This window comes from Bacteroides sp. L10-4 (assembly GCF_013373675.1).
Taxonomy (GTDB): domain Bacteria; phylum Bacteroidota; class Bacteroidia; order Bacteroidales; family Bacteroidaceae; genus Bacteroides; species Bacteroides muris.
In genome coordinates, this window is record NZ_JABXJH010000015.1 from 25,577 (window position 1) to 47,381 (window position 21,805).

The following is a 21,805-nucleotide window of genomic DNA, read 5'->3' on the forward strand; positions in this document are numbered from 1 at the left end:
AAGCTTATGAAAGAAGAAGATAAAATACTGAAAAAGATAGGGATGGAAAATCCTTTCCGCGTTCCTGACGGCTACTTTGAGAATCTTACTTCAGAGGTAATGAACCGGCTTCCCGAAAAAGAAAAACTCACTGCTGTGCAGACAGAGCCTACAATATGGCAGAAGGTAAGGCCTTGGTTGTATATGACCGCCATGTTTATAGGTGCTGCATTGATTATCCGCGTGGCTTCTTCGGAGCATACTCCCTCTGTAGAGCGTATAGCTGCTGATGATACGGAAACAGAAATGGAATATATTAATATGGCCGTAGAGAATTCCATGCTGGATGATTATTCATTGTATGTTTATTTGGCAGACTCTGATGTAGAATAAGGTAACAACACTCAACTATTGAAAAATGAAAAGACTGATTGTTTTATTGGTTATGATATGTGGCATGATGCCCCTGCTTTGGGCTAGTGATGGATGTGACCAACATCTGTCACCCGAAGAGTTCCGTGCCAGACAAAAAGCGTTTATCACCGAGAAAGCTGGACTGACAAGTGAGGAAGCGGACAAGTTCTTCCCATTGTATTTTGAATTGCAAGACCGGAAGAAACAGCTCAATGACGAGGCTTGGAAACTGCTCCGGCAAGGGAAAGACGAAAAAACAACCGAAGCCCAGTATGAGGAAATTATGGAAGGCGTATATGATGCCCGTATTGCTTCTGACCGGTTGGACAAGACCTACTTTGATAAATTCAAGAAGATATTGTCTTGTAAAAAGATTTATCTGGTGCAAAGAGCTGAAATGCGTTTCCATCGTGATCTGCTGAAAGGCATGCATAAAAAGGGGGATGCTTCTCCACGGAAAACACAAGGGAAAAGATGAATAGTGAATGAATACAAATTAAGAAAGGTTGCCACAATGATGTGAGCAACCTTCTTTTTAAATGATAGATACCTCGTTTTGGCCTGGCTAAACCTCTACTTTAGTTCCCTAAACCTTTGCTTTAGCCCGCTAAACCTGACCTTTAGAAGAATCATCTTGTTTGCTTTCTTTTTCCAATGCTTTCGCTTCATTCCATAGCTTATCCATTTCTTCCAGTGTCATGTCATGGAGGTTTTTGCCCTCCTTGATGCTGTGCGCTTCTACATAGTTGAAGCGGTTGATGAACTTCTGGTTGGTCCGTTCCAGCGCATTGTCCGGATTGATTTTGTAGAGGCGGGCAGCGTTGATGAGGCTGAACATGACATCGCCGAATTCAGCTTCAGCCTTTTCTTTATCCATGTGGGCGACTTCTGCCTGGAATTCTTGAATCTCTTCTTTCACTTTGTCCCAAACTTGTTCGCGCTCCTCCCAGTCGAAGCCTACATTGCGAGCTTTGTCCTGAATGCGATAAGCCTTGATGAGCGAAGGTAAGGATGCAGGTACACCGCTCAACACAGTTTTGTTTCCGTCTTTCTCCTTTAGTTTCAACTGTTCCCAGTTCTCGGAAACTTGTCCGGCAGTTTCGGCTTTTACATCACCGAATACGTGCGGATGGCGGAAGATAAGCTTTTCGCAAAGACAGTCGCAAACATCCTTCATGTCGAAATCATCGGATTCACTGCCTATCTTGGCATAAAATGCTACGTGCAGCAGTACGTCGCCCAGCTCTTTGCAGATGTCATTCTTGTCATCGCGTATCAGGGCGTCGCAAAGTTCATAAGTCTCTTCGATGGTATTGGGGCGCAGGCTTTCGTTGGTCTGCTTGCGGTCCCAGGGACATTTCTCGCGCAGCTCGTCGAGTATGTCGAGGAAGCGGCCGAAGGCTTCCATTTGTTCTTTTCTTGTATGCATGATTATATTGTTTAATGTACCATTTATATTGTTTATTCTTCCGGAATCACTTTCCCGTGGTTCTTCCATTCTTCGTAAGAGATAAGCAATCCTATTACTTCCGAATAGTTCTTGCGTCCGCTTTGAATCTTGTTTCCTTTAAGGTACAAGTCGTAGATAAAGTTCTGGATGTCTCCGATGAGCGGACTGTATTTCTCCATCCAGTATTGCTGGTTCTTTTGGACCAGTTCTATGATTTCAGGACGTATCCGGCTGAAAAGCTCTGCGTATTCTTCTTCGCTCATCAGTCGGCGGGCGTTACCCAGCACATGTGATAGCACGGAAAGATAGCCGCTGAAACGAATCTCTTTCACCTGCGAACGGGTGCAGACCTGGTAAGCGTAGAAGTTGGCTTCTGCCTCGCTGGTGATGCCTAAAAGGTGTGCCAGCTCGTGGGCATAAGTAGCGGGATATTGCGGTGGAAGCAAATCGCCGTTCAGCGTGAATTCGCAGAAGAAAGGTCCCATGCTTCCCGTAACACCGACCATGGAAATGAACGGAGTGAAAAGCATGGTCTTTACGCGCGGAGAGGAGTGGGGAGGGCGGTGTATCCCCAGCGTATCGCTGATTTGGTTGTATCCGTGTACGCTTTCCCGGCAGACCAATGGTTCGTCAATGGAGGTGACATCTGTATAGGAAGCATTCAGCTTGTCGATATAGTTGTCTACAAATGACTGAAAGATTTCGGGAGTATAGGCAGTATAAGGAATGTTTGTCCTGCCATAAAAGTCCTTTTGTGAGTAGTTCAGTCCCCATGCCAGATAGAACCATGCATATATCCACAGCAAGTATTCCATTTCGTTCAGCAGAATCTGTTTCCACTTCTTCTTCTTCTGGATATAGCGTGCCCTGATGGGATTGAAAAGAAGTCCGAGTACACTGAGGAAAATGAACAAGTCGCCTATGGCAAAAGGCATGAGTTTTGAAAAGGAGGACAAGAAATGGGAAATCACCGGATATACAGACTGTGCATATACTTCTCCCAATATTGGAATGAGCTGCGTTGCCCATACAACAGACAGTAATACGATTAATATGACATACCGGATTTTCAATTTGTCTCTCATTTTTATTTTCAACCTACCATTAAGAGGACTATCGACCTCTAACTCCTAAGCCCGGAGGGCGATAACTCCCTTTAACTCCTACTAACTCCTGACTCATTTTGTAGGGACAAAAATATATATTTAAATTTTAATTCATTAATTTTGCGCCCGTTATTCGCAATAAATTAATTATAGAGATTTAAAAACATGGAATTAGCAAGTAAGTACAATCCCGCTGACGTGGAGGGAAAGTGGTACCAGTATTGGTTGGACCACAAATTATTCAGTTCGAAACCCGATGGTCGTGAGCCTTACACCGTCGTCATCCCGCCCCCCAACGTCACCGGTGTGTTGCACATGGGACACATGCTTAATAATACCATACAAGATATTCTGGTACGCCGTGCCCGCATGGAAGGCAAGAATGCCTGCTGGGTGCCGGGAACCGACCATGCTTCCATTGCTACCGAGGCCAAGGTGGTGAACAAGCTTGCCGCACAAGGCATCAAGAAGACAGACCTTACCCGCGACGAGTTCTTGAAGCACGCCTGGGAATGGACCGATGAACACGGCGGCATCATCTTGAAGCAGCTCCGCAAGCTGGGCGCTTCCTGCGATTGGGACCGTACGGCTTTCACTATGGACGAGAAACGCAGTGAAAGCGTGCTCAAGGTCTTTGTCGACTTGTATAACAAAGGTTTGATTTACCGTGGTGTCCGTATGGTGAACTGGGACCCGAAGGCACTGACTGCTCTTAGTGATGAGGAAGTAATCTATAAGGAAGAGCACAGCAAACTGTACTATCTGAAGTATATGGTAGAAGGTGACCCCGAAGGACGTTATGCAGTGGTTGCCACCACCCGTCCCGAAACCATCATGGGAGATACCGCCATGTGCATCAATCCGAATGACCCCAAGAACACTTGGTTGAAGGGCAAGAAGGTGATTGTTCCGTTGGTAGGACGCGTTATCCCGGTCATTGAGGACGATTATGTAGATATAGAATTCGGTACAGGTTGTCTGAAGGTAACTCCTGCCCATGACGTGAACGATTATATGCTGGGTGAGAAGTACAACCTGCCGAGTATTGACATCTTCAATGATAACGGTACGCTCAGTGAAGCGGCCGGACTGTATATCGGTATGGATCGTTTTGATGTACGCGATCAGATTGAGAAAGACCTTGTCACTGCCGGTCTGTTGGAGAAAGTGGAAGCCTATACTAACAAGGTAGGTTGCTCCGAACGTACCAACGTGCCCATCGAGCCGAAGCTTTCCATGCAGTGGTTCCTGAAGATGCAGCACTTTGCCGACATGGCTTTGCCGCCAGTGATGAATGATGAGTTGAAGTTCTATCCTGCCAAATATAAGAATACGTACAAGAACTGGTTGGAAAATATCAAGGACTGGTGTATCAGCCGCCAGTTGTGGTGGGGGCATCGCATTCCTGCCTACTTCCTGCCGGAAGGTGGCTACGTGGTAGCTGCCACTCCCGAAGAAGCCTTGGCGTTGGCAAAAGAGAAAACAGGTAATGCCGGTCTTAAACAGGAAGACCTTCGTCAGGACGAAGACTGTCTGGATACTTGGTTCTCTTCCTGGCTGTGGCCTATATCTTTGTTTGACGGCATCAACAATCCGGGCAATGAGGAAATCAGCTACTATTATCCTACCAGCGACTTGGTGACCGGTCCGGACATTATCTTCTTTTGGGTAGCCCGTATGATTATGGCAGGTTATGAATATGAAGGGAAGATGCCGTTCAAGAATGTTTATTTCACGGGTATTGTCCGTGACAAGCTGGGACGTAAGATGTCCAAGTCGTTGGGTAACTCTCCCGATCCATTGGACTTGATAGAGAAATACGGCGCCGACGGTGTACGTATGGGTATGATGCTTTCGGCTCCTGCCGGAAACGACATCCTCTTCGACGATGCACTTTGCGAACAAGGACGTAACTTCAACAATAAGATATGGAACGCTTTCCGCTTGATTAAAGGCTGGGAAGTAAGTTCAGAAGTTCCCGTACCCGAAGCAGCCGAACTGGCTATGCGTTGGTTTGAGTCTAAACAGAATGCTGTAGCTGCTGAGGTAGCCGACTTGTTCAACAAGTATCGTCTGAGCGAAGCGCTGATGGCTGTTTATAAACTGTTCTGGGACGAATTCTCTTCCTGGTATCTGGAAATGATTAAACCGGCATACGGCCAGCCCATCAACCGGAAAGTGTATGAAGCAACTATCGGTTTCTTTGATAACTTGTTGCATCTGCTCCATCCGTTCATGCCATTTATTACAGAGGAGTTGTGGCAGCATCTTTGCGACCGTACAGACGGTGAGAGCTTGATGGTAAGCCCGTTGTCAATGTCGGCATTGGTAGATGAGGATATCATCCGGGAGTTTGAAGTGGTGAAAGAGGTTATCAGCAATATCCGTTCCATCCGTTTGCAGAAGAACATCGCCCAAAAAGAGGCACTTGAGTTGCAGGTTATCGGTGAGAATCCGGTTGCGGCATTCAGCGCAGTTATTACGAAAATGTGTAATCTCTCATCTATTGACATCGTGGAGAACAAGGCCGATGGTGCTGCTTCCTTCATGGTAGGTACTACGGAATATGCCGTACCTTTGGGTAACATGATTGACGTGGAAGCCGAGATAGCCCGTATGGAGGCCGAACTGAAGCATAAGGAAGGATTCTTGCAGGGTGTGCTGAAGAAACTGGGTAACGAGAAGTTTGTGAATAATGCTCCTGCTGCCGTTCTTGAGATGGAACGCAAGAAGCAGGCAGATGCTGAAAGTATCATCAAATCTCTCAAGGAAAGTATTGCAGCATTGAAGAAGAAAGAATGCTAAGAAACATACTCTGAATGTTTAGGAATTTGTTTAGGGGGATTTGTCTTTGATACATGAAGAGATTGAAGAGAAACAAGGAATATATATTATTCACCCCTAATAAATTTCTAAATATGAAGAATAACAGGAAGATCCTTGTATGGGCAACGTTGGCAATGTCTTTATTCATCCAGTGTAAACCTGCAGAGCGGACATTCAAAGTGCGGTTTGACAGTACTAAGGAGGTATCGGGTAAGAAATTCGCTTTGAAAGACATGAATCCTGAGCTACCGGCAGACTGGGATGGGTATCAGTTTGTGGTGCTTGAGTATAAGATTGCCACTGCCCAGCGTTTCCAACTCGGTTTTACTACCGATTATGGCTACAATGAGTTGCGTATCATGTCCTACGTTCCCAATGCCTGAAACAAATTGGCTATTCCTTTAAAATACTTTACCGAATTGCCTGATGCGGCTGTGGATTTGGCTGCAACTTTTAACCATGCCCGCTATATGGGGTGGATAAACTTAGGAGGCAATAGGAGACCGTTGCACGGTGTGGACTCCATCGGCATCCGTATGCGCAAGCCTATCCACAATCCGATGATTGAGATTCGTTCCATTATGCTTGCCCGCGAAGATTCGGGAGATGCGTATATGGGCGAAGTCCCTGCTGTAGACGAGTTCGGACAATCTAACCCGGTGGAGGAGGTGTGGTGCGCGATGCAGAGCATCGTGAAGGCATGTACAAGGAACTTCCCCCTGCCGAGCTGATGGAAAAGTTTGCCAATCGCAACTACCGGGGCAGCCGTTCCGCCTCTTTCGGTTTTTGGAACCAGTATCGCAGGCATGGTGAGTCATTCCCCGAAAAATCAAAAGAACTGATATTTAAGCGCATGGACAAATGGGGGCTGAATACCATTGCCAACTGGTCGAGTGCCGAAGTCATGAACATGAACCGGAAAGCTTTCTTGATGCCTTTGCGCAATATCGGCATTGAGCGTGATTTAATGGGGTTTTGCGATGTGTACGCTCCTTCCTTTGAATCTAACGTAGACAAGTCTTTAGCCAAATTTGTGACAGGCTACAAGGACAATCCGTGGCTGATAGGTTATTTCATAGGGAACGAACCTGCCTGGCTGAATGAGGAAGCCCGCCTTTGCAGCCTTGTTCTTGAGGGGAAAGACCGTCCTGTCAAAGAGGCCTTGAAGAAACATCTGCAAGAGAAAGGTGACACTCCGGAAAGCCGTAAGGAGTTCGTCTTTTCTACTTTCCGTACCTTCCTGACTACGACAAACCGAATCCTGAAGAAGCACGACCCGCATCATCTGAACCTCGGTATCCGCTTCGGCAATATTCTCGAACTGGATGAAGAGATTCTGAAGATATGCGGTGAATCGTTCGATGTCCTTAGTTTCAATTGTTACGATTTAGTGCCCGACCCGGCTATGATGGACTGTGCGCTCAAGGTGGCAAAGCTGCCCGGACTGATAGGTACGGGCTACTTCCAGTGGTGCGACCAGGATTTGACCGGGCGCAATGACAGGGAGAACTATAACTGCGGACTGATTGATGTGACCGATTGCCCATACAAAGAACAAGTGGAGGCCATGATGGAAACAGCCAAAGGGTTGTATGAGATTCACTCCGGAACCAAACAACCCTTTGACCGTAAACCGGAAAATGCCAGTGGACATGGGGCGATTCTTGATTTGTGGAACGAATGATGATAAGCTGATTATCTGAACAACTCTGCCACACGCCGCATCAGTCTTGCAGTGGTGTGTGGGCCGGCAAGGTATAGGAGACGTTCCGCTTGTGTATGGTCTTAATGCGAGGTGAGCAGGTGCATCAATATCAGTGGCAGATAATCTTTCAGCTTGACCCTTAAAATCTTCAAAGCTTGCTGAATGCGGTAGTCTACCGTTTTGGGGGAAACGTTGAGTAGTTCGGCAGCTTCCTTGTAACTCAGATTCTGGAAACGATGCATGATGAAAGCTTCCCTATAAGTAGGCGGCAGTTCGTTGATGGCCCTTTGTATATGCTTGCTTAATTCGTTGATTTGATAGATATCCACCTCCTGCAGCATGGCGAACATTCGTTCATAGTAAGCGGTGTCTGCCCGTTGCTTCACTTCATTTTGGGCAATCCGGGTCATGCAACGATGGTAGACAGCCTTGAACAGATATTGCTTGAGCGAATATTCGATAATGGGTCTTTCGCGGTTTTCCCAAAGCCATAGCATGACGTCCTGAACAATCTCTTCTGCATCTTCCAACCGGACAAAACGATAGCAGTAGGTACAGAGCACAGAATAGTACTTTTGAAATAACACATCAAAAGCACTTCTATCTCCTTTTTGTATGGCGGATAATAAAGATGTATCTTCTAATGGTATGTTTCTCATAGGGTGGGGGGCATTATTGTTGGGCAAAAATAGCTTTTTTTCCCATTATAATCTAAGCATATAAAATATTTTTAGCTTTTTGTTTAGGAGTTCTTTTCACCCGTTTGTCTTTAGATTAAAGCTAGCAATAAAAATTATGGTAAAAAGAGAGGGAATGGAGAACCTGCTTCTCAGGTATTATGAAGGAGAGACAACGGAGAATGAAACTGCTCTGGTAGAGGAGTGGCTGGAATCATCGGAAGAGAACCGCAGGACAGCCCGCCAGGTTCAGACACTCGGTCTGGCAGCGGACATGGCGCAGATTTCATCCAGGCTGGATGTAAAGAAGGCCTTGGAGGATGTACATCGTAAGATGAAACAGAAAAAGGTCAATAGGTATCAGGTATTATTTAGAGGGATGCAACGGGCGGCCGCCATTTTATTCATCCCTTTGATGGTATCGTGGTCTATCCTTTATTGGGACAAGGATAAAGAAGAGATACATATGATGGAAGTCAGGACAAATCCGGGAATGACTACTTCTGTCGAATTGCCGGATGGAACGGAAGTCGTTCTGAACTCGTCGTCGTCGTTGCGCTATCCTTCCCGGTTTGCCGATGATAAAAGGGAAGTGAAGTTGGTGGGTGAAGCATTCTTTTCTGTCGCAAAAGATGAAAAGAAGTTCATTGTCGGCACGCTGAACAATTCCAAGATAGTGGTACATGGAACGGAGTTCAACGTAGAGGCTTACAAAGGGAGCAGGACGGTACAGACCACTTTGGTTTCAGGTAAAGTCAGTTTCTCCTATGTGAATAACGGCAGGAGGAATAATGTGATGATGATACCGGGGCAAAAGGTTATTTATGATATAGTGCGGGAAAAGGTCGTTGTGAAAGAAGTCAATGTAGACGTGGAAACATGTTGGAAGGACGGACGCTTGATTTTCAGAAACACTCCGTTTGAAGATATATTGAAGAGTTTGAGCAAAAGATATAATGTGGAATTCATTCTGAAAAAGGCTTCATTGAAGCAGAATTCCTTTACGGCTACATTTACCAAACAACGTTTGGAGCGAATATTGGAGCACTTCCGAATCTCCTCGAATATTCATTTCAAGTTTGTTGAAGATGGTGATGTGAATGCCGAGAGACAGGTAATAGAAGTTTATTAACCCTTTAAAAAGTAGTATGATGAAACACAAGTCCGTTTAGAAAAACATGCAGGAAAATGTTGGCGCATTTTCCTGCATGAAACACAGTAACTTTTAAATATCTGTTTGGCGACAGATAAAGCAACTTTATTTTTTCACTAGAAATCAATACAAAATTATGAAAAAACACTATTGTATCCAATCATTTAGGGCAAAAAGTGTCCTGATGAGATGCATGAAAAAAATTCCTCTTGCTATGAGATGCACATTATTTATGTTGTTTTGTTTGGTTGGTATGACTTTTGCCAATGAAGGTTATGCTCAAAAGACAATGGTAAACATTGCTCTTGAGAACAAGACTGTTGATGAAGTACTGACAGAATTGGAACAGGGTACTGAATTCGTTTTCTTCTACAACAACAAGCAGATTGACGTTAAGCGCCGTGTATCGGTCCGGGCAAATAACAAAACCATATTCAAGGTTCTGAACGATGTATTCAAAGGAACCAATATAGGCTATAAGATATTGGACCGTAATATAATCCTTTATGATAAAGCTGTAGGAGCTGATGGGATACAGGCAACCTTACAGGCTGCGACAGTGAAAGGTTCTGTGGTCGATGCAACCGGTGAACCGGTGATTGGTGCCAGTATCTTGGTGCAGGGAACTACCAACGGTGTCATAACAGACATTGACGGTAATTTCATTCTGACCAATGTGGGCTCTGATGCTACTCTTATAATAAGCTATGTAGGTTATAAGACACAAAACATAAAGGTTGCAGGCCGAAATTCGTTCAAGATAGTTTTGGTAGAAGATGCTGAGATATTGGATGAAGTGGTTGTTGTAGGATATGGTGTACAGAAGAAAGAATCACTGACCGGTGCCATTGCAGCCATTGGTGCTGATGAAATAGCTACGACCAAGACCGAGAATCTGATTAGCAATATTCAAGGTAAGATGCCGGGACTATTGATTCGCCAGAAAACCGGAGAGCCGGGAACTTTCGACAATATGGTGAGCATTCGCGGTTATGGTGACCCGTTGGTGGTAATTGATGGTATCACGCGTGAAGGTACTGAAGAACTTGCACAGCTGAATTCTGAGGATATAGAAAGTATCTCTATTTTGAAAGATGCTTCTGCCGCTATTTATGGTATGAATGCGGCTAATGGCGTAATCATTGTTACTACCAAAAAAGGTGTGGCCGAAAAGACCAGAGTATCTTACTCGGCATTGTTCGGTATGAAGAATGCCACGGGTATGGAAGAAACGGTAGATGCTTATACTTATCGCATGTTGGCCAATGAAAGGGCACGTAATGACCAGGCTGCCCCTGAATACACTGACGATATTCTGGAACTGTATAGAACCGGGGCTAAGGGTTATACAGACAATAACTGGATTGACATGTTTATGAATAAACTGGCATTCCAGCAATCGCATACTGTTTCTGTGAGAGGCGGAACGGATAAGGTGAAATATTATGTGAGCTTCGGCTATAATGGCGATAATGGTTTGCTGAAGAGTGGTATCCAGTACTATCATAGATATAATCTGAGAAGTAACCTGACTGCAGAGCTTACGAAAGGGCTGAAACTGAATGTGAATCTGTCCGGGCGTTGGGATGAAACCCAAAGGCCGAGAGAGGATTTTATGTGGACTTTTAAGACTTTGATGGTTAATGACCGTGGTATCGGTACTCATACGATTGCTAATCCCAATCATTTGTCTGCAATCGGTCCTGAAAACAAGAATCCTTTTGCGTTGGTTGATCCGGATATAGACGGTTATCGCAAGAACAGAGGCCTGACGTATTCTGCCGATGTGGAATTGAATTGGCAAGTTCCTTTTGTAAAAGGGTTGGCATTGAGTCTTTTGGGGTCATTTGACGGTAACAATCGTAACAACTCTTCTTTAAATCGTTCTTATCCGTTGTATGATTATTATACAGATGCGCCTGCCGGTACGGGAGGTAGTACTGATGCTTATTCCAATACGATGAGAATATATCAGAAGATTTATGGTAGGTTGCAGGCTAATTATATGCGTTCTTTCAATCAGCACAATTTGAATGTGACAGCTGTGGCAGAGTTGAACAGTACACGACGCGATGAATTATCCGGTTCCCGGCAATATTCAGAGTTGTTTACTAATGATATTTTGAATCAGGCAAGTCCGGGTACAGCTACCAATTCAGGGTATCGTAGTTTTGGCCGTTTAGCAGCCTATCTGATGCGTGCGAACTATGATTATGCCGGTAAATACTTGTTGGAAGTAGTAGGGCGTTATGATGGTTCTTATCGTTATGCTCCTTCTAAGCGTTGGACGTTCTTCCCGTCGGTAAGTGCCGGATGGCGACTTTCGGAAGAAAGTTTCATCAAGGACAATTTGCCGTTTATTACTAATTTGAAAATCAGGGGTTCTTTTGGGCAAAGTGGATATGATGCCGGTGATCCTTTCCAATATGTATCTGCTTATAATTCAGCTTCTAATGGTTATGTTTTTGATGGTGCCAGCCAGATTATGGGTATGGTAGCCCCTGGTGTAGTGACTGACCGGCTTTCTTGGGTTACATCTTCTATTTCCAATGTAGGTCTGGATTTTGACTTATGGAACGGTAAGTTGAGTGGTACTATCGAGTGGTTCAATCGTAAGAATGAAGGCATTTTGGCCGACCGTGCACAATCTGCTCCTGATACATTTGGTGCAAGTTTCCCGAAGGAAAATCTGAATTCTAACCGGAACCGGGGTTTTGAGATTGAATTGGGACACAGAGGACAAATCGGTAAGGACTTCTCATATTCAGTAAGTGCTAATTTTACGTATGCCCGTGAAAGAAGTCTGCATGTGGAACATGCAGAATATACCAGTTCTATGGATAGATGGCTGAATGGAAAGGAAAACCGTAATAGTAATGTGATGTGGTTGTATAAATACGATGGCCAATATACTTCTTTGGAACAGTATGAAACGGCTCCTTTGATTGGTGGGAACTTGGGTAACTCTAAGATGCTTCCGGGTAGTTACAGATTGCTTGACCTGAATGGTGATGGTAGAATTAACAGCAGTGACCGTGTTCCGGAGTTTTGGGCAACCGGTGCAAATCCTCCTATCCAGTATGGGTTGACTTTGGCGGCTTCTTATAAGAATTTTGATCTCAATATGCTGTTTCAAGGAGCTTCCGGTTACTCCATCGGATATGCCAATGATGATGTTTGGGGATATGGTGGCAAGACAAATAAATCTTATTTAATTGCGAAATATGTAGATCGTTGGCATCCTGCAAATATAACAGATGATCCGTATAATCCTGCCACACAATGGGTAGCCGGCTATTATCCGGCATTACGCCACAATTTCTCTAATACTTCGGATAATGGTAGTAGATGGAATTATGGTATTTCCGTTTGGCTTCCGCAAGCTACTTATCTCCGTTTGAAGAGTATGGAGATCGGTTACAATCTGCCAAAATCATTTATGAAAAGAATCGGGTTGAACAGTGCCCGTATCTTTGTCAATGGTTCAAATCTGCTTACGTTCTGTAACAAGGCTTTGAAGGATGCTGACCCCGAACGTGAGGAAAGGGATTGGGGAGCCAACCTGGCATATCCGTTGATGAGAACTTATAACTTTGGGTTAAACATAAACTTTTAATTCTGAAATACCATGAAAAAAAATATTTTATCGATATTCTCGTTATGTGCATTGATGGGATTGTCCGGTTGTAATGCCTTCTTGGAACTTGAACCGCTGGATAAAGTGTCTCCCGATCAGTTATTGGAGACAGAAGGTGGTGTAAAGGCACTATTGGCAAACATATATACCATGATTCCTATGGAAGATTTTAATTATCGTCCGAACGCTGGTTTTAATCAACGCGGTTATGATGGTGTGAATGAAACTACTAATTTGGCATTTCTTACCGACGAAGCTACCCGTAGTGACGGAGGAGTGGATATAGGTTATGAAGGATTCAATTATTGGCCCTATGGAGATATTCGTCAGGTGAATATCTTTATGCAGAATGTAGAAAAAGCCAAGGAAGCTGGAACAATTTCTGTGGCAGATGCGGATCGTATGACTGGTGAAGCCCATTTTGCACGTGCCTATATGTATTATGGGCTTGTAAAAAGATATGGCGGCGTTCCTCTGATTGACAAAGTGCAGGACGATGATTATGCCAATGGTGGACCGGGTGCTGTGGCAGTTCCCCGCAGTACAGAGTTGGATACTTGGAAATTTGTATTGAATGAGTGCACCCTTGCTGCTGCTACTTTGCCCGATGCGACTTCTGGTTCGGATTTGTATCGCGTAACCAAGTGGGCAGCTTATGCGTTGAAGTCAAGAGTTGCACTTCATGCAGCTTCTGTAGCCAAGTATTGGAATCTGGCACCTTTGGCTGGTGAGGCTGTCACTCAGAAACTGGTGGGTGGAATGACTTCTGCCGATGCCGATGCATTCTATAAAGAATGTATTGAAGCATCTAAGTTTCTTATAGAGAATTCCGGTAAATCTCTTTATAAGCCTGCTCCGGCTACTGTTAAGGAGGCTGCATCAAACTTCCAGGCCTTGTTCCTGAATGACCAGAATGAAGAGATTATTTTCAGTAAAGCGTATCTTAATGGAACAACCAATACTAATCAGGGACATAGCTATGCTCAGTTTAATATCCTTCCTCAAGTCAATCCGGGCGCTCTGAAATATGGACGTTTCAATCCGATGTTGGAAATCGTTGATTTGTTTGAAGATTATACGGATGACGGCACGGGAAAAAGTGCAAAGATTGTAACTCGTACGGATGGGAATGAAGATGCTTATATCGCTAATTTCCATAATATGAATAATGCTTCTGTAGTGAACACCTTGATGTCGGTACCTTTTGTTAAATATAACGATTTGTATGAACCGTTTGCCAACAAGGATGCACGTCTGTTGGCAAGTGTGGTTGTGCCGGGTTCATCTTATGCCGGCACTGAGATTATTATCCAGGGCGGATTTATTAAGGACAATAATAGCTATGTGGCTTATTCAAACGAGTCTACTCAGAAAAATGGAACAACATATTATGCTTTAGGAGCCGAAGGTGAAACCATGTTCTCTGGATTTAATAATGTGAACAGTGGTGAGGATGCTAATTGGACTGCTACAGGTTTTGGAGTTCGTAAGTATATGCCCGAGGGCGAGAGCATGTCTCCCGACCGTCTTTCGTCCACTACCTCTTATATTGATATGCGTTTGGCAGAAGTCTACCTGAATTATGCTGAGGCTGTTGTGGAAAATGGTAGTGGATTTGGCGATAAGGAATTGGCTGAGAACTGTTTGAATGCTTTGCGACGTAGAGCCGGACACACCGACCGGATATCTTTGACATTAGAGAGTGTCTTGAAGGAACGTCGTGTGGAGATGGCGTTTGAAGGAAAGCGTTTTTGGGATATGAATCGTCGTAGGGAATTCCATACTGAGTTCAGCAATAATAGAATTCGTAAAGCTTTGGTGCCGATGCTTGACTTGCGTGGTGCAGAGCCTAAATATGTCTTTGCAAGGGTGAACTATTTTGGTGACGAAACAAGAGGAGGGCGTACTTTCCAGAACATCAACTACTATAGGGGCATACCTAATATTGCTACGAATGGTTTAGTTCAGAATCCAGGTCATTAATTTGAATAATATTAAGTAGAAAGTTATGAAAAAGATATTGTTATTTGTGTCATGCTTCTTATTCGCATTGACATCTTGTGAAATTGATAATTATGAGGGACCGGATGCTTCCATACATGGTTCTATCTTTGACGAACAGACAGGTGAACTTGTAGGTTCTGATATGGAAAACGGTAATGCAATTAAAGTGAGGGAGCATGGATTTACTAATGCTACGGATCAAACCTGGTACATCACAAATACTGGAGAATATCGTAACAATATGGTTTTTGCTGCCACTTATGATGTTCGTTTTGAAAATGGGAATTTTTATCCATTTGAAGTGAAGGATTTTGTTGTTAAGTCAGGGGATAATGTGTATGATTTCAAGGTTATTCCTTATATCCGCGTCAAAAGTCCAAAAGTAGAAAAGAATGGCAATGTAATTACTGCTACATTCTCGTTGGAAGCTGGTAAACAAGAAGTGAAATTGAAAGAGATTCAGTTGTTTGCTTTTTCAGATATGTGGGTAGGTAACAATGTGAAATTGACGTTGAATGGAGGGACTGATAAGCAAGTGTTTAGTCCGAGTACTGCTATAAATAGCGCTGATATTTATACATTGTCCATCGATCTGGGACAAAATGCTGATGTCTTGAAATACAGCAAGAATTATTATTTCCGTATTGGCGCTCTGGCTGATGTTTCGGGTGTGGGCACTGTACGGCATAATTATGCGCCGGTAGTAGTTATAAAATTGTAATTTATAGCAGAGGGAGACGTTCTGCTTGACGGCAGAACATCTTTTTTTATCCATACATTAAAAATAAGACCATGAAGAAATTGAACACGATTATTTTAATTTTGCTGGGGATGATATGTACTCAGTTGTATGCTGTACAATTGAATTCGATTTATCCTCTAAAACCCAATGACTCCGAAGCTTTTTATTTCACTTCCGAGAACTATCCTATAAAGGCGGATGGAAAGATGGATGTATCGGATGCTTTGCAGGCAGCGATTAATCAAGTGAAGAAAGAAAAGAATTTCGGAATCCTTTTTATCCCTGAAGGTAAATATAAAATCAGCAAGACCATTTATATTCCTACGGCTATTCGTTTGATTGGCTATGGAAAGAATCGCCCGGAATTTATTCTGGCTAAGAATTCTCCGGGTTTTCAGGAGGAAGTAGCTGATGATAAAGGAAAAGCTAAATACATGTTCTGGTTTACGGGAGCCGTTGTCAAGGAAGGTGAGAAACCCTGTGATGCCGGTGCCAGTACGTTCTACAGTGCCATGTCGAATATCAACTTGCGCATAGAAGATGGTAATCCGCATGCAGTGGCGCTACGCACACACTTTGCCCAACACAGTTTTATCAGTTATGTGGCCGTATACATAGGTAAAGGCAAGGCTGGTCTGTTCGATGTGGGCAATGAGTTGGAAAACGTTGCTTTTTACGGGGGAGATTATGGCATTTATACGACAAAAGCTTCTCCCGGATGGCCGGTAATGATGGTCGACTCTTATTTTGAGGGACAACGTGTAGCTGCTCTTCGTTGTCAGGAGTCCGGTTTGGCAATGGTGAATCTGTATGCCAAGAATGTTCCGGCTGTATTTGATATTGACCCTAATTATTGCGACAAGTTATTTTTGGAAAACAGCTATTTTGAAAATGTAAGTGGTCCGGCAGTGGTGATTACCAACGAGAACAACAGCAACAATCAGATAACCTTTCGCAATGTATATTGTAAGAATGTACCGACCTTGGCGAAATATACCCGTAGCAATACGGCCACCCATGTTTCTCATAAAATCTATAAGGTAAAGTCATACGACCACGGCTTGCAGATGGATGACATGGTGGATATGCCGGAATATGAAACGTTGGTTGATATTGAACCGATACAGAAGATGCCGGTTGCCCAACTGATGGACATCCCTGCACTGCCTGCAATGGCAACATGGGTAAATCTGCGCGAACTCGGTGCAAAGGGAGACGGGGAAACGGATGATACGAAGGCCATCCAGGAGGCTATTGACAAGTACGATAATATCTATGTGCCCCAGGGCTGGTATCGCATTACCGAAACTTTGAAGATGAAGCCCGATACCAAGTTGATAGGCCTGCATCCTTTTGGCACTCAGTTCCGGCTGGACGAAAGTACTGCTGCATTCAGTGGTTTTGGCAGTCCGAAAGCGATGGTGGAATCTTCGGAAGGCGGTGTAAATATGCTGGTGGGCATTGGTATCAATACCGGCGGTTATAACTATCGTGCTGTAGGTGTGAAGTGGATGGCAAATGCAGATTCTTATATGAATGACGTGAAGTTTGTAGGCGGGCATGGCGGTTTATGGAAACCTAAACCGGGTGTTGAGGAACCACGTGCCCGGTGGAACAGACCGGCTCGTATCAGTTCTCCCGATAATCCGGTAGCGGCTTCGGGCATGGATCTTGCTTGGGACAACCAGTATTGGAGTCTGTGGGTGACCAACAACGGTGGCGGCACCTTTAAAGACATCTGGACAGCAAGCACATATGCCACCAATGGTTTCTATGCCAACAATACTTCTACTCCGGGGCGTATCTATGCCATGTCCATCGAGCATCATGTAAGAAATGAAGTACGTTTCAACAAGGTGTCCAACTGGAAGGTGTATTGCATGCAAACCGAGGAAGAGAGCCGCGAAAGTACCGATTGCCAACCGATAGAGATGGACGACTGCAAAGATGTGACCTTTGCAAACTTGTATATGTTCCGCGTTATCCGTGTCAATGAACCGTATCACAGTTCTGTACGTATCCGCAATTGCGAGAACATCGCATTTCTGAACCTGCATAACTATTCTCAGATTAAATATACGAATAACATTGCAGTGTTCGATGTCAACAAAGACATTGACATCCGCCCGTGGGAACTTTCTCGCTTGATTGTAACCGGAAAAGAACCTCATCAGCAACCGTTAGGCAATGAAATAGGTAAGGTGAACCAATTGGCTTCCGATTTGGAATTTGCCGAAGGCATTGCGCGCGACAGTAAAGGTAACATTTACTTCTGCGACCATCGGATGCGTCGTATCTTTAAGTGGTCGGTAGAGACAAACAGCTTGTCGCTGCTGGCAGATTTCCCGTGGAAACCCTCCAACCTGGCTTTTGATTCAGAAGATAATCTATTGGTATTGTTCAGATATGATGCGCAGCCGGGATATCTGATTAATGGTAAGCCGGAGGAAATGCCGGTAATGCCTGATACAAAAGGTACTTCTTTCAGCGGATATGGTAATTCCGCATATACAATGAGAGTCTACTCCATTGACCCGGAAAATCCGGAAGAGACCATCAAACTGTTGCCGCGTGTTCCGATGGGTCAAGTGAAGAACGTGTATAAGGCTCTTTATCCTTCTAACCGTTGGAGAGACTTCCACGATTTCAATGCGGTGTCGGTCTATGTTCCTGAAATGTGCTTCCTGGCACCGGATGGAAAAACTATCATTCCTCATTATTTCGACTTGTCACGTAGTTCTTCCCTGCTGGAAGCCTATCCGGGAAAGCCTTTCTATACCTCTGATGAATATGACCGCAGAATGGTGAAGATGGATGTGGCCAATGACGGCACGCTCTCCAACTTGAGCTATTTTGTGGAGCAGGGCGAATTTGGTTCTGCTGTAGATAAGGAAGGGAACTTGTATGTGGCTGACGGAGAAATATATGTATTTGATAAGGATGGCAAGAAGAAAGGGATGATTCGTGTTCCCGAACGTCCGTCCACATTACAGTTTGGCGGTAAGGATGGCAATACATTGTTTGTCACAGGCCGTTCCAAGTTCTTTGGTGTACGTATTAAATAAGGAAAATCCATATTAAAACAATCTGTGTAATGAGAAATTATCAAATAATGAGATACCTGCTGATAGTCTGTTGGATTATCTGTAATATGTCGTCCGGGTGGGCGGTAGGGGGTGGTTCCGCCTATACGCAAAGACCGGACGATCCGGAAGCATTCTACTTTACCCCGGAGAATTACGGCTTCAAGGCTGATGGAAAGTCCGACGTGACCGATGCGCTTCAAGAGGCAATCAATCAGGTGAAGCGCGAAAAGAATTTTGGGATACTGTTTCTGCCGGAAGGAAATTATCGCATTAGTAAGACGATTCAAATTCCCTCATCCATTCGGCTGATTGGTTATGGGAAGAAACGGCCGGTGATTTATTTGGGAGCCGATACACCCGGTTTCCAGACTACTCAAAATTATATGATATGGTTTACGGGAGGGCTGGCACAAGAGGGCAGGAAGCCTTCGGATGCTGGTGCAGGTACTTTCTATAGTGCGGTGTCCAATGTGGATTTCCGTATAGACAAAGGTAATCCTCAAGCCGTCGCCATTCGTGCGCATTTTGCCCAGCATGGATTTATCAATCATTGCGACATTCGGATGGGTTCGGGAAAAGCCGGCATGTATGATGTTGGCAATGAACTGGAAGACGTCAAGTTCTATGGCGGTGAATATGGGATAATTTCCTCCAGGACTTCTCCGGGATGGCCTATGATGATGGTCGATACTTACTTTGAGGGGCAGAGAAAGGCGGCTGTCTATTCAAAAGAGGTGGGGTTTGCCATCGTCAATATGCATGTGAAGAATACGCCCGTTGCCTTTGAAATGGCAGAGAATCTGGCAGACCGCCTTCATGTGGAGAATTCGTTGTGGGAGAATATTTCGGAAGCCGGTGTCAGGGTAAGCGTGGAGGGAAATACTTTTTCGCAATTGAATCTGGTGAATGTGGATTGCAGGAATGTTCCCGTACTGGTGGACTATGCTCAAAGTGGAAAGAAAGTTGCCGGAAAAGCAAAAATGTACAGAGTCAAGGAGTTTACTTACGGTCTGGTGTATCAGGATTTGAATGATGCTTCTTCTTTCAGGGAAATATGTGAAATAGAGCCGGTGGCAAAACTGCCGGTTACACTTGGCAAGGACCTTCCGGTTCTTCCGGCAATGGAGACATGGGTCAATATCCGAGACTTAGGGGCAAAAGGTGATGGCGAGACTGATGATACGGAAGTTTTTGAGAAAGCTGTCTCTTTGCATAAAAACATCTATGTGCCCCAGGGGTGGTATCGTCTGACGAGAACGTTGAAGCTGTCTCCCGGTACTAAGCTGATTGGGCTGCATCCTTTTGGGACTCAATTTCTGTTGAAGGAAAGCGAGCCTGCATTCAGTGGTTTCGGCATGCCTGTGCCTTTGGTTGAATCTTCCGAAGGCGGCGACGACGTGCTGAATGGCATAGGTATTAATACCGGTGCGTATAATTACCGTGCTGTCGGCTGTAAATGGATGGCGGGTGAGCGTTCGTACTTGAATGATGTGAAGTTTGTAGGCGGGCACGGTACCTTGCGCAAACCGGCTCCGAATGCTTCCGGACAGTCGTCTTACCGCAGGGGCGAGCGTCGAATTAGTTCTCCGTCTTCTCCGGTCATGGAGACCGGTAAGGATATGGCTTGGGACAACCAGTATTGGAGTTTGTGGATTACAAACAATGGCGGCGGGACAATTAAGGATGTTTGGACAGCCAGTACGTATGCTGCCAGTGGGCTTTATATTAGCGAAACGAAGACTCCGGGACGTATTTATGCCATGTCTTTGGAGCATCATGTCCGTACTGAAGCCCGTTTCCATAATGTGGCCAACTGGAAAATCTATGCTTTCCAATTCGAGGAAGAAGGTCGTGAAGGGCCTGATTGTTATATGGCAGAAATGTCCAACTGTCAAAATATCGAAATGGTAAATGTGTGGATGTATCGCGTAATCCGTGCCTTTATGCCGAAGAGGATAGGTTTCCGCATATGGGATTGCAAGAATATCACTTTCCGTAATATGCACAATTATACGCAGATATTACCAGTCATAGAGTTTCCTATATATGATATGAATAAGAAGTTGCCCGTTTATTCGTGGGACTTTGCCCGTCTCACTGTTTCGGGTAGCGAGAAGAGCCTTCGCCCTTCCTGCACGGTCATGGACAAGCCAGTGAAGCTGGCTACCGGTTTTGAACTAGCCTCCGGAGCTACTATCGACAGTAAAGGAAATATCTACTTCTGTGAAAACCGTCTGAAGAAAATCTATAGATGGTCGGCAGACACGGAGCAGATTACTTTGATAGCCGATTATCCCTGGAAGCCTTTTACATTGGCTACTGATACGCAAGACAATCTACTGGTTATTTTCCGCTATGACCCTCAGCCGGGTTATCTGGTGAACGGCAAGCAGGAAACGGTAGTGCGCTTGCCGGATGATAATCCGATGTACAGTGGTTGGGGTAACAGTGGCTGGAGTGCTTGGGGGTATTCTTTTAATCCGGATAACGTGGATGCTACGATGAAGCCTATGCCACGTGTCGTTACAGCCAGTATGAAGAATATACAGAAAGTCATTCACCCTTCCAGCCGTTGGAGAAGTGACTTTGACAAGGTGGTTGCCAGTATGCCTGAGTATAGTTTTGTCGCTCCGGATGGCGTGACAATTATTCCGGATACCTATGATTTGGGGCGTTCTTGTGCTTTGACTGTTACAGTGCCCGGTCAGTCAGAACCGGTTTATATTGTAAATGAGATGAATAAAACGACTGTACGACTTTCAGTTGGTGCGGATGGCCGTTTGACAAAACAAGGAATAATATGTCCTTATGGTCAATACAGTAATGTGACTGATGCTGACGGGAATGTTTATGTGGCTGATGGGGAAATCTTCGTCTATGACAGATATGGTAAAGAACAGAGACGTATTCAGATAGAAGAACGCCCTATTTCCTTGGCAATCGGTGGAAAGCAGAAGGATATGCTTTTTGTTACTACCTCAAGTTCTTTCTATGGGATTAAGATACGCTAGGTGTCTGGCATAAGT

General features: G+C 44.6%; 15 protein-coding genes. 12 read left to right on the forward strand and 3 right to left on the reverse strand.

Features of this window, described 5'->3' with window-relative positions; translation table 11 throughout:
* The first annotated feature begins 6 nt into the window (after positions 1-6).
* Together HU824_RS06915 and HU824_RS06920 are read left to right on the forward strand one after the other, a co-directional pair.
* On the forward strand, positions 7-372 hold the full coding sequence (locus tag HU824_RS06915; protein ID WP_176468450.1) for a hypothetical protein: 366 nt from the start codon (positions 7-9) through the stop codon (positions 370-372).
* A gap of 25 nt (positions 373-397) precedes the next feature.
* The gene (locus tag HU824_RS06920; protein ID WP_176468451.1) at positions 398-871 is read left to right on the forward strand and encodes a hypothetical protein; all 474 of its coding nucleotides are present in this window, start codon (positions 398-400) and stop codon (positions 869-871) included.
* Positions 872-1,000: 129 nt separating this feature from the next.
* Here HU824_RS06920 and mazG read toward each other — a convergent pair whose 3' ends face one another.
* Both mazG and HU824_RS06930 read right to left on the reverse strand, forming a co-directional pair.
* Complete coding sequence (mazG, locus tag HU824_RS06925) at positions 1,001-1,825, reverse strand: nucleoside triphosphate pyrophosphohydrolase (protein ID WP_176468483.1); 825 nt, start codon at positions 1,823-1,825, stop codon at positions 1,001-1,003.
* A gap of 29 nt (positions 1,826-1,854) precedes the next feature.
* Positions 1,855-2,928, reverse strand: a complete 1,074-nt coding sequence (locus HU824_RS06930) for a DUF3810 domain-containing protein (RefSeq protein WP_176468452.1) — start codon at positions 2,926-2,928, stop codon at positions 1,855-1,857.
* 186 nt (positions 2,929-3,114) lie between these two features.
* Here HU824_RS06930 and HU824_RS06935 point away from each other — a divergent pair, with 186 nt between their 5' ends.
* The 4 genes from HU824_RS06935 (at position 3,115) to HU824_RS06950 (ending at position 7,459) form a co-directional block, all read left to right on the forward strand.
* Complete coding sequence (locus tag HU824_RS06935; protein WP_176468453.1) at positions 3,115-5,754, forward strand: valine--tRNA ligase; 2,640 nt, start codon at positions 3,115-3,117, stop codon at positions 5,752-5,754.
* Between the two features lie 113 nt (positions 5,755-5,867).
* Positions 5,868-6,158, forward strand: a complete 291-nt coding sequence (locus HU824_RS06940; protein WP_176468454.1) for a hypothetical protein — start codon at positions 5,868-5,870, stop codon at positions 6,156-6,158.
* Positions 6,159-6,164: 6 nt separating this feature from the next.
* Positions 6,165-6,506 (forward strand): hypothetical protein, encoded by a 342-nt coding sequence (locus HU824_RS06945; protein ID WP_176468455.1) that lies wholly within the window; start codon positions 6,165-6,167, stop codon positions 6,504-6,506.
* Complete coding sequence (locus tag HU824_RS06950) at positions 6,476-7,459, forward strand: hypothetical protein (RefSeq protein ID WP_176468456.1); 984 nt, start codon at positions 6,476-6,478, stop codon at positions 7,457-7,459. Before HU824_RS06945 ends, HU824_RS06950 begins: the two co-directional genes overlap by 31 nt.
* Positions 7,460-7,560: 101 nt before the next feature.
* Here HU824_RS06950 and HU824_RS06955 read toward each other — a convergent pair whose 3' ends face one another.
* Entirely contained in the window at positions 7,561-8,139 is a 579-nt protein-coding gene (locus HU824_RS06955; protein WP_008665234.1) for an RNA polymerase sigma-70 factor, read from the reverse strand.
* A gap of 136 nt (positions 8,140-8,275) precedes the next feature.
* Between HU824_RS06955 and HU824_RS06960 the strand changes: the two genes are divergently transcribed.
* The 6 genes from HU824_RS06960 (at position 8,276) to HU824_RS06985 (ending at position 21,790) form a co-directional block, all read left to right on the forward strand.
* The gene (locus HU824_RS06960; protein WP_176468457.1) at positions 8,276-9,289 is read left to right on the forward strand and encodes a FecR family protein; all 1,014 of its coding nucleotides are present in this window, start codon (positions 8,276-8,278) and stop codon (positions 9,287-9,289) included.
* Between the two features lie 235 nt (positions 9,290-9,524).
* Positions 9,525-12,926 carry a TonB-dependent receptor gene (locus HU824_RS06965; RefSeq protein ID WP_176468458.1) on the forward strand — a complete coding sequence of 1,134 codons (3,402 nt, stop codon included), beginning with the start codon at positions 9,525-9,527 and terminating at the stop codon, positions 12,924-12,926.
* A 12-nt stretch (positions 12,927-12,938) separates the two neighbouring features.
* Entirely contained in the window at positions 12,939-14,930 is a 1,992-nt protein-coding gene (locus HU824_RS06970; RefSeq protein ID WP_176468459.1) for a RagB/SusD family nutrient uptake outer membrane protein, read from the forward strand.
* A gap of 25 nt (positions 14,931-14,955) precedes the next feature.
* Positions 14,956-15,672: a DUF3823 domain-containing protein gene (locus HU824_RS06975; protein ID WP_176468460.1), complete on the forward strand. Its 717-nt coding sequence runs from the start codon at positions 14,956-14,958 to the stop codon at positions 15,670-15,672.
* A gap of 71 nt (positions 15,673-15,743) precedes the next feature.
* Positions 15,744-18,758 carry a glycosyl hydrolase family 28-related protein gene (locus tag HU824_RS06980; RefSeq protein ID WP_176468461.1) on the forward strand — a complete coding sequence of 1,005 codons (3,015 nt, stop codon included), beginning with the start codon at positions 15,744-15,746 and terminating at the stop codon, positions 18,756-18,758.
* Between the two features lie 29 nt (positions 18,759-18,787).
* On the forward strand, positions 18,788-21,790 hold the full coding sequence (locus HU824_RS06985) for a glycosyl hydrolase family 28-related protein (RefSeq protein ID WP_176468462.1): 3,003 nt from the start codon (positions 18,788-18,790) through the stop codon (positions 21,788-21,790).
* Positions 21,791-21,805 lie beyond the last annotated feature (15 nt).